The sequence below is a fragment of the Propionicimonas paludicola genome, assembly GCF_002563675.1.
Lineage (GTDB): Bacteria > Actinomycetota > Actinomycetes > Propionibacteriales > Propionibacteriaceae > Propionicimonas > Propionicimonas paludicola.
The window spans coordinates 2,815,808-2,829,024 of record NZ_PDJC01000001.1 but is presented as its reverse complement, the minus strand read 5'-3'; the positions used below and the strand labels follow the sequence as shown (position 1 = coordinate 2,829,024).

General features: G+C 70.4%; 8 protein-coding genes. All 8 read right to left on the bottom strand.

Features of this window, described 5'->3' with window-relative positions; translation table 11 throughout:
• Positions 1-392: 392 nt before the first annotated feature.
• The gene (efeB, locus tag ATK74_RS13065) at positions 393-1,727 is read right to left on the bottom strand and encodes an iron uptake transporter deferrochelatase/peroxidase subunit (protein ID WP_098461449.1); all 1,335 of its coding nucleotides are present in this window, start codon (positions 1,725-1,727) and stop codon (positions 393-395) included.
• Entirely contained in the window at positions 1,727-2,998 is a 1,272-nt protein-coding gene (gene efeO / locus ATK74_RS13060; RefSeq protein WP_098462272.1) for an iron uptake system protein EfeO, read from the bottom strand. Before efeO ends, efeB begins: the two co-directional genes overlap by 1 nt.
• 22 nt (positions 2,999-3,020) lie before the next feature.
• A complete protein-coding gene (gene efeU, locus ATK74_RS13055; RefSeq protein ID WP_143483676.1) occupies positions 3,021-3,986 on the bottom strand; it encodes an iron uptake transporter permease EfeU in 966 nt (321 codons plus the stop codon).
• A gap of 152 nt (positions 3,987-4,138) precedes the next feature.
• Positions 4,139-4,576 (bottom strand): MarR family winged helix-turn-helix transcriptional regulator, encoded by a 438-nt coding sequence (locus tag ATK74_RS13050; RefSeq protein ID WP_098461448.1) that lies wholly within the window; start codon positions 4,574-4,576, stop codon positions 4,139-4,141.
• A 64-nt stretch (positions 4,577-4,640) separates the two neighbouring features.
• Complete coding sequence (locus ATK74_RS13045) at positions 4,641-5,261, bottom strand: MBL fold metallo-hydrolase (protein ID WP_169923859.1); 621 nt, start codon at positions 5,259-5,261, stop codon at positions 4,641-4,643.
• A 172-nt stretch (positions 5,262-5,433) separates the two neighbouring features.
• The gene (locus tag ATK74_RS13040) at positions 5,434-7,971 is read right to left on the bottom strand and encodes a 5'-nucleotidase C-terminal domain-containing protein (protein ID WP_169923858.1); all 2,538 of its coding nucleotides are present in this window, start codon (positions 7,969-7,971) and stop codon (positions 5,434-5,436) included.
• 344 nt (positions 7,972-8,315) lie between these two features.
• Positions 8,316-12,959, bottom strand: a complete 4,644-nt coding sequence (locus ATK74_RS13035; protein WP_098461445.1) for an Lhr family ATP-dependent helicase — start codon at positions 12,957-12,959, stop codon at positions 8,316-8,318.
• A 47-nt stretch (positions 12,960-13,006) separates the two neighbouring features.
• Positions 13,007-13,201, bottom strand: coding sequence for a YgaP family membrane protein (locus ATK74_RS13030; RefSeq protein WP_098461444.1), 195 nt, complete (start codon positions 13,199-13,201; stop codon positions 13,007-13,009).
• Positions 13,202-13,217: the final 16 nt, after the last annotated feature.

The window sequence follows — 13,217 nt, the reverse complement described above, 5'->3', positions numbered from 1 at the left end:
TCCGTGGTCGGGTGTGGTGTTCGGGTTTGGTCTGGGTGGGGCTTGGGGTGAAGGGATACGGTTTTCGAACCATCCGCCCGAGCCGGCTTGCTGTTGGATCCAGGTCCCTGAGCTTGTCGAAGGGGCCGTGTGCAGGCTTCGCTCAGCCGGCGGGTGGCACGGCGATCGGGTGGGATCCACGAACTCGAACCCGGTTTTGGTCCCGATCCCAGCCGGTCTTAAGAGCCGTGACAGCTCGAACCGGAGTTTGGTCCCGATATCGTCCGACGCAACGGACGTTGTGGGTACCCAACTCAGGTTCGAGCCGACGACCCCGTGATGACCGGCCCAGATCGGGGCCTTTCTCGGGTCTGATTTCGTCTGGGGGGAGAGCGAACCTCCCTGGGCTCGGATCAGGCCTCGAAGAGGGCCTGGCCGACGTACTGGCCCTCGCGGGCGCCGGGCGGCACCAGGAAGACCGACGACGAGGTGGTCTTCAGGTACTCCACGAACATGTCGTCACGGGCCATGTTGGTGTGCACGGCCGCGAACCGCTCGGGTGCCTTCACGAAGCCGATGAAGAACAGTCCGGCATCCAGGCGTCCGGTGCCATCATTGCCGTCGACGTAGTTGTAGCCGCGGCGCAGCATGGCAATCCCGCCGTTGTTCTCCGGAGCGGCCCGAGCCACGTGCGAGCGCGGGTCGATCAGCGGACGCCCGGTCGGCCCGGTCTTGGCGAAGTCCGGCTCGGTGAACTCGGTGCCGCCCGACAGCGGAGCGCCGCTCTTCTTGTCCCGGCCCAGCACCCGATCCTGTTCGGAGAGTTGCAGCCCGTCCCAGACCTCGATGGTCATGGCGATCCGGCGGGCCACCAGGTAGGACCCGCCGCGCGCCCAGGCCGGGCCGTCGGAGATCCAGACGTGCTCGGCCAGCCGCTCGGGCTGCTCGGCCTTGAGGTTGCGGGTGCCGTCCTTCTGGCCGAACAGGTTGCGCGGGGTGGTCTGCGCCGACGAGGTGGACGAGGTCCGGCCGAAGCCCAGCTGCGACCAGCGCAGGGTGGCCCGGCCGAACGCGATTCGGGTCAGGTTCCGGATGGCGTGGACGGCCACCTGCGGGTCGTTCGCGCAGGCCTGGACGCACAGGTCGCCACCGGAGCGCTCCGGCGAGATGAAGTCGTTGGCCATCTTCGGCAGTGGCGTGAAGTCCGGCGGCAGCTGGCCGGCCAGCCCGAAGCGGTCCTTGCCGGCGGCGTCGCGGAACAGCGAGGAGCCGAAGCCGAAAGTGATGGTCAGCCCGGCCGCGTCCAGCCCGGCCGCCTCACCGGTGTCGTCCGGTGGCAGGTAGGGGCCGCCGTCGAACGCGCCGCGGGCGGAGACGTCCAGGCCAAGGGTCAGTCGGCTGGCGGCATACGTCCACTCCTTCAGCAGGGCGATCAGGTCGTCCCGGGTGGCGTCGGAGCGCAGGTCGAAGGCCGCGAAATGCAGGCGATCCTGGGCCGGAGTGATGATCCCGGCCTGGTGTTCGCCGAAGAAGCCGTACTCCAGGTGGCCGCCGGACGTCTTGGGCGCCAGCGCCGCCCCGCCGAAGCCACCGGCGATCGCGCCGGCGGCCAGGCCGAGCCCACCGCCGAGGCCGAACAGGCCGCGCCGGGACATCCCCTTGCGCGCCTCCGGCTCGGCCAGGGAGGAGTCGGCCGTCTCCGGGCTCAGCGAGGCCTCCGGCTGCGGGGAGTCGATCGGATCGGACATCAGGCGATCCCGAGCACGGCATTGGTGAGCTTCGACAGCGGCGTCCGGGTGGCGTCGATCTGGTCGACCAGCTCCTTCTGCTGCTTGCGATTCACCTTGTCGTAGCCGACGAAGCCGTCCTTGAGGTTGCCGTAGGTGGCCAGCAGGGCGGCCAGCTTGTCGAACTCACCACGGATCTGAGTGACCAGGGCCTTGCCGTCGGCCCCCTTGCGCTCGGCGATCGGTGCCACCAGGTCGAAGGCGATCCGAGAGCCCTCCAGGTTGGCCTGGAAGTCGTACAGGTCGGTGTGCGACCACCAGTCCTCCTCGCCGGTCACCTTGCCGACCGCGATCTCCTCGAGCAGGCCGGACGCGCCGTTGGAGACGGTGGCGATGTCGACGCCCTGCTTGGCGACGAAGTCGGCGGCGTGGACGGTGTCGTACAGCGTGGCCACATCCTTGATCAGGGCGCCGGCCACCTGCTTGCGCTGGGACGGGGTGGACGGCGTCCAGCCGTCCCAGGCCGAGCTGCCGTCGGGCTGGACGGCGTCCTTGGCCGGCACCCACAGGTCCTTCTCGATCCGGTGGAAGCCCAGCCAGCTGGTGAAGGTCGGGTCGTCGGTGGCCAGCGCCTTGGCCTCGGCCAGGTAGTCGATCTCGCGGTAGTCGATCCGCGGATCCAGCGAGCCCAGCGCCTCGGCGATCGGCTCGATCCGCTCGTAGTTGACCCGGGTCGGCGCGTACAGGCTGCGCGCGGTCTCGTCGTCCCCGGCGGCGTAGGCCTTGGCGAACTTCTCCACCTTGGGCTGCAGCTCGGCGACCTCGTTCTTCACGAAGTTCACGTAGTCGGTGACCACTCCGCTGAACAGCTCGGCGTCCGCACCGGTCACGGCGAGGGCTTCGCCGGTGACCGTGAAGGCGGTCTCGCCGATGTTCTCGCCGCGCATGCCCGGCTTGCAGGCCGTGAAGTAGCTGCCCGGCTGCAGCGAGACCGACAAGTCGCTGGTCGACCCCGGGGCGATGTTCTCCTTCTCGGCCACGATCCGCAGCCGGTCGCCGGCCAGCAGGTAGAACTCGGTGGTCCGGGAGCCGGTGTTGGTGATGCTGAAGGTGACCGGGCCGCTGCCGGTGGTGGCGGACGAGACCGTGCAGGCGTCGTCGGTGGAGGTCACGGTGAGCCGGCCGGAGGCTGCACCGGACGAGCTGGGCTGGGCTGCCGGGTTGGCCACGCAGCCGGTCAGCAGCAGAGCACCGGACGTGATCAGGGCGGCCAACGATGAACGGTTCGACAAGGTGGTTCCTTTCAGGCGCCGGTCAGGCGGCGCGTCCGGCCGGGGCCGGGGCGGTTTCGACAGGGGTGGGCTTGTGGGTGGGCGTCCGGCGGGCCCGGCGCTGTTCGCGGACTCGGCGCAGGAACTTCGGCAGGACGACGGCCAGGTAGGTGATCCAGGCGATCACTTCGAGCCAGCTCATCTGCGGGGTGAGCCCGATCGTCCCCTTGGCCAGGGCGGCCAGCGCCCCGCTCGGATCGACCGTGGCGCTCACGTCGAAGGCCCAGCCGAACGGGAAGGATGCCATCCAGAACGGGCCGTCGGTGAAGCCGGTGAGCACCTCGCCGGTGCGCAGGTCGGTCGGCGTGATCGGGTGCCCGGAGAACGGGCCGGGCAGCAGGGCGGCCTCCTGTAGGTCGTGGATGCCGTAGGCCAGGATGCCGGCGGCCACCACGATCAGGAAGGCGCCGGTCCACTGGAAGAAGGTGGCGTAGCTGATCTTGGCCAGCCCGCGGTAGGCCAGGTAGCCCAGCACGACCGCGGCCGTGATCCCGGCCAGCGCGCCGAGCAGTGCCTCCGGCTGGAGCGCCCAGCCCCACAGCATCAAGGTGGTCTCCAGGCCCTCGCGGCCGACCGAGACGAAGGCGATCCAGGCGATCGCCGCGCCGGTGCCGACGGCCAATGCCTTGTCAGCGCCGGTTTCGAGCTCGGCCTTGATCCGGTGGCCGGTGGCCATCATCCAGAACACCATCCAGGTCACCATTGCCACGGCGAGCAGCGACATCAGGCCGCCGACCATCTCCTGGGCCTCGAAGCTGAGCGTGTAGCTGCCAAAGGTGAAGGCGGCGCCCAGGGCCGCAGAGAGGGTGATGGCCGCAGCCACGCCCCACCAGAGCCGAGGCAGGACGTCCCGGCGATCGCGGCGAATCAGGTAGGCGATCAGGATGCCGACGATCAGCGCGGCTTCCAGGCCTTCGCGCAGGCCGATCAGGAACGAGCCGAGGAACAAGACGGTCTCCGATGCTTAGGTAAGGCTGCCCTTACTTCTTTTGGCAACAGGAACCTTAGCAAAATAGAGGGACGTTCTGTCCAGTGGCCCGTTTTGCCCAGGGCCGGACGCGCAACAGCCCCGGACCTCAGTCCGGGGCTGTTGCGCCTTGCTCAGTGGTGGGCGGCGATCCGCTCGCGGGTCAGCCGGACGCGTCCGCGCCGCAGGCTGGGCTGGACCACCTCGAGGTCGCTTCCGAGCGCTTCGGCCAGAGCGCCGGTCAGCTGGTCACGGATGGTCCGAGCCTGTCCGGCCAACTGGCTGCCGCGCGGGGTCAGCCGGATCAGGACGGTGTCGCCGGTGCCCGAACCTCTGCTGGCCAGGCCGTCCCGCTCCAGTCGGGAGACCAGCCGGCTCGGATGCCCGGACTCGGCGACCAGATGAGTGGCCAGCTGCTTGAGTCGGACCGGCCCCTGATCGTCCAGGGCGATCAAGGCCTCGGCCTGCAGGGTGGTCAGCCCGAGCGGACGAAGGTGGGCGGCGAAGGCCGCGTTGTACTCAGTGACGACTCGCTTCAGTTCGAAGGCGACCTCAACCCCGGATGCTGCCATGCGGCTAGCCTACGCCCACTCAGGTGACATGTCACGGCTCTTTCGATGATGCCGCCGGATCGGGTCAGCGGCGGCGAGTGGGGTCGGAGTGGCCGGGGCAGTACCAGGTGACCGGGAGGGCGCTGAGCCGGGCCAGCTCGGCCGGTGAGCGCTTCAGGTCGGACATCTGCCACGACGGGCTGGGCACCAGTCGACCTTGCCGGGCCCGAGCGGCGTCCCCGACGAAGAGGACGTCACGCCAGCGGAAGCTGTGGTGGCCGGCGGTGTGGGCGGGGGTGTGCAGAGCGATCAGGCCCGGCCACAGTTCGGCGTCCCCCACGATCGGCTGGAGGCGTTCGGGCAGATCGACCCGGACCAGCTTGGAGGACAGCCGCCGCATGCGGCTGGACGGGTCCGCGGCGCCGGCCAGCACCGCGATGTCGTCGGCGCCGAGCCAGACCCGGGCCCCGTTGCGCTTCTGCCAGATGGCCGCGGTCTGCGCGTGGTCGAAGTCATGATGGGTGAGCAGGATGTCGGTGACCTGGTTAGGGGAGCGTCCGGCCTGCCGCAACTCGTCACTCAGCCGGCTGAGCCCGGGAAGCATGCCGGGGTCGACGATGGCGACCCGATCGTCGGCCTCGAGCCAGTAGCACCGCGCGCCGACGGCACTGCGAAGCCAGTACACCGACTCCGTGAGTTGCTTCACCTCGGCCTCCGCAGGGGGTGGACTGCTGCGTTCGGACGGCCCGGCCGTCACCACCCGATGTCACCAGGGTAGGTCCGCTGTCCAGAGCGGGCGCGGCCCGCGGCGAGGGTGGCCGCTGACGTGGGAACGCCGGCCCCGCCCCGGTGGGGCGAGGCCGGCGCTGTGGGCTGGATCAGATCAGGCGCAGCCGGATCAGCTTGAGGACGGCGTCCTTAGTGGTCGCCGAGCTCGTCAGGTTCGCCTTGATGGTCACAGAAGAGCCACGTCCGTAGCGGGCCAGGTACTTGGCCGCCACGGTCACCTTCTTGGTGCCCCGATCAGCCTTGGTCAGCTTCACGGTCGTCACCACCTTGCCGTGGAGGTAGACCTTCACGGTGCCGGTGGCCCAGACGCCCGTGCCGAGCGCCTTGGTGGCGATGGTGAAGCGGAACGGTTTCTGCGCGCTCACCGTGGCGAAAGCGACCTTGTTGATCACCTTCACGCTGGCCTTGGTGACCTTGATTGTCACCGGGGCGGACGAGCTGGCGGCAGCGACCTGGTCAGCCACGAAGCTGGCCACCACCCGATGCTTGCCGACGGCCAGATCGGCCGGCAGCGTGGCGGTGGCGACTCCACCGACCAGGTTGGCCTCCACCGAGCGGGAGCCGGCGGTGAACCGGACCTTGCCGGTAGAGGCGCCGGTGACCTTCGCGGTGGCGCGCACCGAGGTGCCGTAGCTGACCGTGGTCTTGGCGAGCTTCAGCGTGGTGCTGGTGGCCAGCGCCTCGGTGGTCACCGGGACGCGCACGACCGTCTTGGACGGCAGTGCAGTCAGCGTGACCGCGCCGGTGCTCGGCATGGTGAAGGTGGCCGTGGCCGCACCGCTGGAGACCGGGACCCTGGTCACCAGAGTGTCTCCGACCCGCACCTCGACAGAGGTGTTGAGCGGCGAACCCAAGGAGGTCAGGTCGAGGTCGGAGACGGTGACGCTGTAGGGCTGGCCGACCTTCGCGGTGCTGGCCGCGGACAGCACGGCACTGGACTTGGCGAAGTTCGGCGCGACCGGCTTGTGGGCCTTCAGGTAGTCGATCCAGGCTTCGTAGTCGACCAGGCCGGAGTCCTTGGCGGCACTGCCCTTGGCCATGGTGGCGAAGTTATCGCCGCCGGTGGTCAGGAAGTTGAAGGTGCCGACCCGGATCTCGTCGGTCGGCAACACCAGCTTGCCGTTGATCCAGATGCTGGTGATCCGCGAGTTGCGAGCCGCCGCCGGGTCGTAGGTGTAGCTGACGTTCTTCGACAGCCCCAGAGCCAGGTAGGCGCGCGAGGCGCCGTCCGGCTGCCACTGCTCCTCCAGGACCTGCTTGAGCTGGGCTCCGGTGAGCGTCGTGGTCCACAGGTTGTTCACGAACGGAAGCACCGAGTTGGCCTCGGAGTAGCTGATCACGCCGTCGTTGGTCTCCACGCCCGACTTGGCGTAGTACAGCTCCGCGCGCAGGCCGCCGGGGTTCACCACACCGATCTCGGCGCCGCCGCGGCTCGGGTCGGACAAGGTGGCCAGCAGTGAGTCGGCCACCAGGGTGCCCATGGTGGACGGCTTGGCCCGGTTGTCGCGGCCGCCGCCGGTCCAGACACCGTCGGTGTAGGCGCCGCCGCCGAAGGCCGTGGTGATGTTGGCGGTGAGCTCGCCGATCGGCTGGTTGCCGACGATGGCGGCATGAGCCAGGGCGTCCGACACGATGGACGACACCGCGGCCACCCGCGGGTAGCTCGTGTCGGCGGTCTCGGCCCGGAGGAGCACGGACGCGTCGACGCTGGTGATCGCCTTGGTGGCGGTGTTGTAGTCGATCACGACCTTGCCGAGCTTGGTGCCATAGGAGGCCGCCTGGACGATCGGACGTCCGGAATGGCTGGCATCGGTCCAGGCGTAGGTCATGTGGGTGTGGCCGTTGAACAGGACGTCCACCTTGGGCGAGGTGTTGTCGACCAGGTCGGCGAAGTCGGGGCTGTCGGCCTTGGCTGCGGCCAGGTCGACGCTCGGCGAGGCGCTCAGATTGGCGCCATCGTGGAACTCGGCGACGACGATGTCGGCTTCACCGTTGGCCTCGTTGCCGTCCTTGAGCTGGGTCGCCACCCGGTTCATCGCAGCGACCTCGTCGCCGAAGTCCAGCGTGCTCACTCCGGCTGGAGAGACCAGGCTCGGAGTCTCCTGAGTGACGACGCCGACGACGCCGACCTTGATGCCGCCGACCGTCTGAATCGAGTACTCCGGCAGTGCCGGGGTGTTCGTCCCCTTGTGGTAGACGTTCGCGCCCAGGTAGGCCCACTTGGCATTGGTCCCGCCGTTGATGACCCGGCCGGTCAGGTCGCTGAAGCCCTTGTCGAACTCGTGGTTGCCGACGGCGGACGCCTTCAGGTCCAGCGCGTTGAGCACGTCGATGGTCGGCTGGTCGGCCTGCGTGGCCGACGCGAACAGGGAGGCGCCGATGCTGTCACCGCCGCTGAGCAGCAGCGTGTTGGCATCGCCGTAGGTGTTCCGCTGCGCCTCGATGGTGGTGGCGAACTTGGTCGTGTCGGCATCGATACGACCGTGGAAGTCGTTGAAGTTCAGGATCGCGATGGTGGTACCGCTCGGCTGGGCGTTGGCCGGCAGGGCGGGCACGGTCAGCCCGAGCAGGCCGGTGCCGACCGCAGTCGCCAGGAGCACCCGGAGGCTCCGCTTCTGGAATGTCACAGTCTTCTTCCTTGTGGGTTGGTGGATGGGACGTTCTGCGGAGCACCTGCTCCGCATTTCGCGGCGGCCTGCCTGGTTCGGCAGATCAGCGCCGTCGGTTCCCTCCGGCAGGCGGACGCGGCTCGGCGCGCGGCCGTGCGAGGCGATGGCGTAGCCAGGGCCTGCATTGCCATGTCGAGGTTGCGCTCCTGAGGAGGGGGTCACGCGGTACTGCCAACCTAAGGTCCAGGGCTGACAGTGGTCTACCCCGAGAGAGTGACTGCGCAGTGAACTTCCGGCGAACCAGCTCGCGGCGGCACCGAGGCGCGTCCGGCCCGTGAGCAGGCGAGTGGGTCCGCCCGTGCTCAGCGGCGCAGGCCGCTGGGGGTGAGCGCGAAACCGGCCGCGAGAAGGGCGTCCGGCAGCGGCCCGGTGGCGCCGATGGCCGCGGCGCCGTCCAGCTTGGTCAGGGTCAGCCGGCCGACTCCGGGACCTCCGGACGCCTCGGCCAGCGCCGATGCCGCGGCGGCCAGTTCGTCGGGGTCGGTGCGGAATGAGAGCAGGCTGCGCCCGGACAGGTAGGCCACCAGCCGTCCACCGACCAGGACGACCAGGGCACCGGCCTTGCGAGTGGGCTGATGGCCGGCCACCACTGGAGCCGGCCAGGGCAGCGTGGCCCCAAAGGCATTGGCCGGATCGGACGCGGCCAGCACCAGCACCTGATCGTCCGCTGCATTCGCACGCAGCGCGTCGATGGCACCGGCCGTGCCGAACTGGGCTGCCCCCAGGCCTTCGATGAAGTAGCCGCGGCGCACCCGGCCGGCCTCCTCGGCGGCGGCCAGGACTCGGTAGAGCCCGGCGAAGCCGCCAGGCAGATCCTCACCGGCCACGGCCGCCCGGCTGACCACTCCGTAGCGATCCAGCACGGCCTCGGCGCGGGCCAGCGTCCGTCGGGTCGGGTCGGACGGCCCGGCCGGCAACACCGACCAGCGTCCGGCCACCTCCGGTGGGGCCAGCTGCCGACTGATGGCCGCCGTGCTCAGCGAGGGACGATGCCGCGCCCGCGGCGCCGTCCGCTGCCGTCCGCTGCGCGGGCTGGAGCCCAGCAAGGCCCGCAGCGGAGTCAGCGAGTCGTTGCTCAGCCAGCCGGCCCAGACCAGCTCCCAGATCGCGTCGCGCAGCTGATCGCGCGGAACGTCCAGCCGGTTGACCAGGTCGGCGAAGAAGTGGCCGCCGCTGCCCAACGTCTCCAACAGACGCTGGGCAAGGGGCGACTCGACCACAGTCGGCTCGGCCAGGGTGAACTCGGCCGCCGCGGACGGGTGCAGGCTGACCCAGCCGTCGGCCCCGCTCAGAGAACCGGCTCCCTGCCAGCGCACCTCCCCGGCGGTGGTCAGCTCGTCCAACATGGCCGGGGCGTAGTCGATCACCCGGGCCGGCAGGATCAGGCTCTCCAGCGCGCTGGCCGGCACCGGCAGCCCGGCCAGCTGCTCGATCACGCGCAGCACGCCGTCGGTCCCGCGCAGCTGGCCGACCTGCTGCCAGCCGGGCAGGAAGCGCGCATAGGCCTGCCCGGTGACCGGCTCGACGGCCTCGCGCAGCGCGGCCAGCGAGCGGCGGCGCAGCAGCCGGAGCATCTCCGGGTCGCAGTAGCAGTGCCCGCCCGGATCGCCGGTGGCCGGGGCTGCGTCGACCGGCTCCCAGCCGGGTGGACGCAGCTCGCCGGCGACCAGTCGTCCGGCCGCCACCAGGCGTTGCAGCTGCTCACGGACCACGGTCGCGCCCAATCCCAACCAGTCGGCCGCCTCGCCGGCGGTGAACGGGGCATGGCCGCGGGCGTAGCGGGCCAACAAGTCGCCGAGCGGATCGGCCACCGGGGCCAGCAGGGCGTCCGGCAGCCCGGCCGGCGGACGAACGCCGAGCCCGTCGCGCAGGCGTCCGGCGTCCTCGGCGGCCGCCCAACGCTGATCGGGCAACGCGAAGGCGCGGGCCTGGGCAGCCAGGTTCGCCAGGGCATCCGGCACCCAGGACGGCTCGACGCAGCGGGCGGCCAGCTGGTCCGGACGCAGCGGCCCGAGCCGGCGCAACAGGTCGGACAGCTCGTCGGCGTCGCGGGCCTGCCGCTCAGGGACGAGCTGCTGCAGTTCGGCCTCGGTGCGGGTCAGGACGTCCGGGTCGAGCAGCTCGGACAGCGCGGTGGCCTCGGTGCTGCCCAGCAGATCGGCCAGGAGGCCTGGATCCACAGCCAGGGCCGCGGCCCGGCGCTCAGCCAGCGGTGAGTCGTTCTCGTAGAGGAACTGGGCCACGTAGCCGAACAGCAGGGACGAGGCGAACGGCGACGGCGCAGGAGTCTCGACGCTGCGCACCGCCACTCGTCGGGCCCGGACGTCACCGAGCAGCCCGATCAGGGCCGGGACGTCGTAGACATCGTGCAGGCACTCCCGGACCGCCTCGGCCACGATCGGGAACTCCGGGTAGCCCGACGCGATCTGCAAGAGCTGGGACGAACGGAGCCGCTGCTGCCACAGGGCCTGGCGGCGTCCGGGACGTTGCCGGGGCAGCAGCAGGGAGCGTCCGGCGCACTCGCGGAACCGGGCCGCGAACAGGGCTGAGTTGCCCAACTCGGCCGTGACCAGGGAGGTCACTTCTTCCGGCTCGGGGAAGATCAGCTCCGTCAGTTCGGCCAGGTCGGCCGCACCGATACCCGCACTCGAACCCGCACCATGCGGACGTCCCTGCCGCCAGCGCTGCGTGTGCGGGTCGTAGGGAGCCTCGGACTGATCGCCGGCCGGCAGCCGGAACAGCAGGCCGTCGTCGGCGTGCATGGCCTGGACGTCCACCCCGTAGCGCTCGCGCAGCCGGGCTGCGGCGATCAGCGCCCAGGGTGCGTGCACCTGCGCCCCGAACGGCGAGTGGACGACCACTCGCCAGTCGCCCAGTTCGTCGCGGAACCGCTCGATCAGCAGCTGCCGGTCGTGTGGCAGCGCACCGGTGACCGCCGACTGATCGTCCAGATAGGCCAGCAGGTTGTCGATGGCCCATTCGTCCAGGCCGGACGCCGCCAGCCGAGCCCGGGCCTGATCGGCACCCAGGGCCGAGATCTCCCGGACGAAGCCGCCCACGGCCCGGCCCAGCTCGGCCGGACGCCCCAGCGCATCGCCCTTCCAGAACGGCAGCCGGGCCGCCTGGCCCGGGGCCGGGGAGACCTCGACCTGCTGCTGGCTGATCGACTCGATCCGCCAACTGGTGGTGCCCAGGGCGATCACGTCGCCGACCCGGGACTCGTAGACCATCTCTTCGTCGAGCTCGCCGACTCGGCGCCCGCCGGCCTCGGCGCCGGCCAGGTACACCGGGTACAGGCCGCGATCGGGGATCGTTCCGCCCGAGATCACCGCCAGCCGCTGGGCGCTGCGCCGTCCGGTGAGGGTGTCGTTGGCCCGATCCCAGACCAGTCGCGGACGCAACTCGGCGAACTCCTCGGCCGGGTAGCGGCCGGCCAGCATGTCGAGGACGGCCTCGAGCACCGTCCGGGTCAGCCCGGCGAACGGTGCGGCCCGGCGGACCAGGGCCTCGACGTCATCGACCTGCCAGGAGTCCAGCGCGACCATGGCCACCAGTTGCTGGGCCAGGACGTCCAGTGGGTTGGCCGGCAGCCGCAACTGCTCGATCTCGCCGGCCAGCATCCGCTCGACCGCGACCGCGGTCTGGACCAGATCGCCGCGGAACTTGGGGAACAGGACGCCCTTGGACACGGCACCGACCTGGTGCCCGGCCCGTCCGACTCGCTGTAGGCCGGCCGCCACCGACGGCGGCGCCTCCACCTGAATGACCAGGTCGATGGCGCCCATGTCGATGCCGAGTTCCAGGGACGAGGTGGCCACCACTGCGGCCAGCCGGCCGGCCTTGAGGTCGGTTTCGATCTGCTCGCGCTCCTCGCGACTGACCGAGCCGTGGTGGGCTCGAGCCAGCACCGGCGGAGCACCCTCACTGATCGCCGACTGGGCCATCACCTCGGCCGGAGCCCGCCGGCCGGCCGTGGCATGACTGCCCCAGCCGCGCAGCAGTTCGGGGGCGGTGCCGGCCTCGGTGCGCTCCAGCCACAATTCGTTCAGCCGGGCGGTGAGCCGTTCGGCCAGCCGCCGGGAGTTCACGAAGACCAGGGTCGAGGTGTGTGCGGCGATCTCGTCGACGATCCGCTCCTCGATCCGAGGCCACGTGGACGACCGAAGTTCGGGCGAGGCGGACGTGGCAGTCTCGGTGCCGCGATCCAGATCGGCCAGATCCGGGAACGGGACCACCACCGACAGCTCCCAGCGCTTGGCCAGTGGTGGATCGACGACCCGCACCGGACGTCCGCCGGCCAGGAACCGGGCCACTTCCGCCACCGGGCGAACCGTCGCCGACAAGCCGATTCGCTGCGCCGGATGCTCCAGCAGGGCGTCCAGCCGTTCCAGGCTCAGCGCCAGATGGGCGCCACGCTTAGTGCCGGCCACGGCGTGGATCTCGTCGACGATCACCGTCTCGATGCCGGCCAGCGCGCTGCGCGCGGCCGAGGTGAGCAGCAGGAACAGCGACTCCGGGGTGGTGATCAGGATGTCCGGCGGCTGCCGGGTGAACGAGCGGCGCTCGGCGCTGGGCGTGTCCCCGGAGCGGACGGCCACCCGCACCGACGGCTCGGGCAGCCCGCGTTCGGCGGCCGCGGCGGCGATCCCGGCCAGAGGACGCTGCAGGTTTCGCTCCACATCGTTGGCCAGGGCCTTCAGCGGCGAGATGTAGAGCACCCGGCAGCGCTTGGTCGGCTCCGGGGCCGGGCCTGTGGACAGCCGATCCAGCGCCCACAGAAAGGCGGCCAACGTCTTGCCGGAGCCGGTCGGGGCGACCACCAGTGCATGCTCACCGGACGAGATGGCCGTCCAGGCGCCGGCTTGGGCCGCGGTGGGCGCGGCGTAGCTCCCGGTGAACCACGCTTTTGTGGCCTCGGAGAAGCGGTCGATTGCCCGGGCGTCCATGGTGGCTCAACTCTGCCACGCGGCTCTGACGCCGGTCGGGGGTTGGCCTAGCGGTGCGGGGACGTGCTCAGCCCGTACCTCGCATAGATCGGGCAGAACCCGATCGCTCCGGTCACGATCAATGCCGCGCCCAGCAGTGCGACCAGGAGTAACCAGCCACCGAGGAGCCAACCCAGAACCAACAACACAGAGCCGGCGGCAACCCTGGTGATGCGGTCAAGGGAACCTAAGTTCACCTTCATGTCGCGAAACGTATCG

Coding starts and splice junctions, on each gene's coding strand:
- efeB (WP_098461449.1), bottom strand. CDS start 1,727: ATGTCCGATCCGATCGACTCCCCGCAGCCGGAGGCCTCGCTGAGCCCG.
- ATK74_RS13050 (WP_098461448.1), bottom strand. CDS start 4,576: ATGGCAGCATCCGGGGTTGAGGTCGCCTTCGAACTGAAGCGAGTCGTC.
- ATK74_RS13035 (WP_098461445.1), bottom strand. CDS start 12,959: ATGGACGCCCGGGCAATCGACCGCTTCTCCGAGGCCACAAAAGCGTGG.
- ATK74_RS13030 (WP_098461444.1), bottom strand. CDS start 13,201: ATGAAGGTGAACTTAGGTTCCCTTGACCGCATCACCAGGGTTGCCGCC.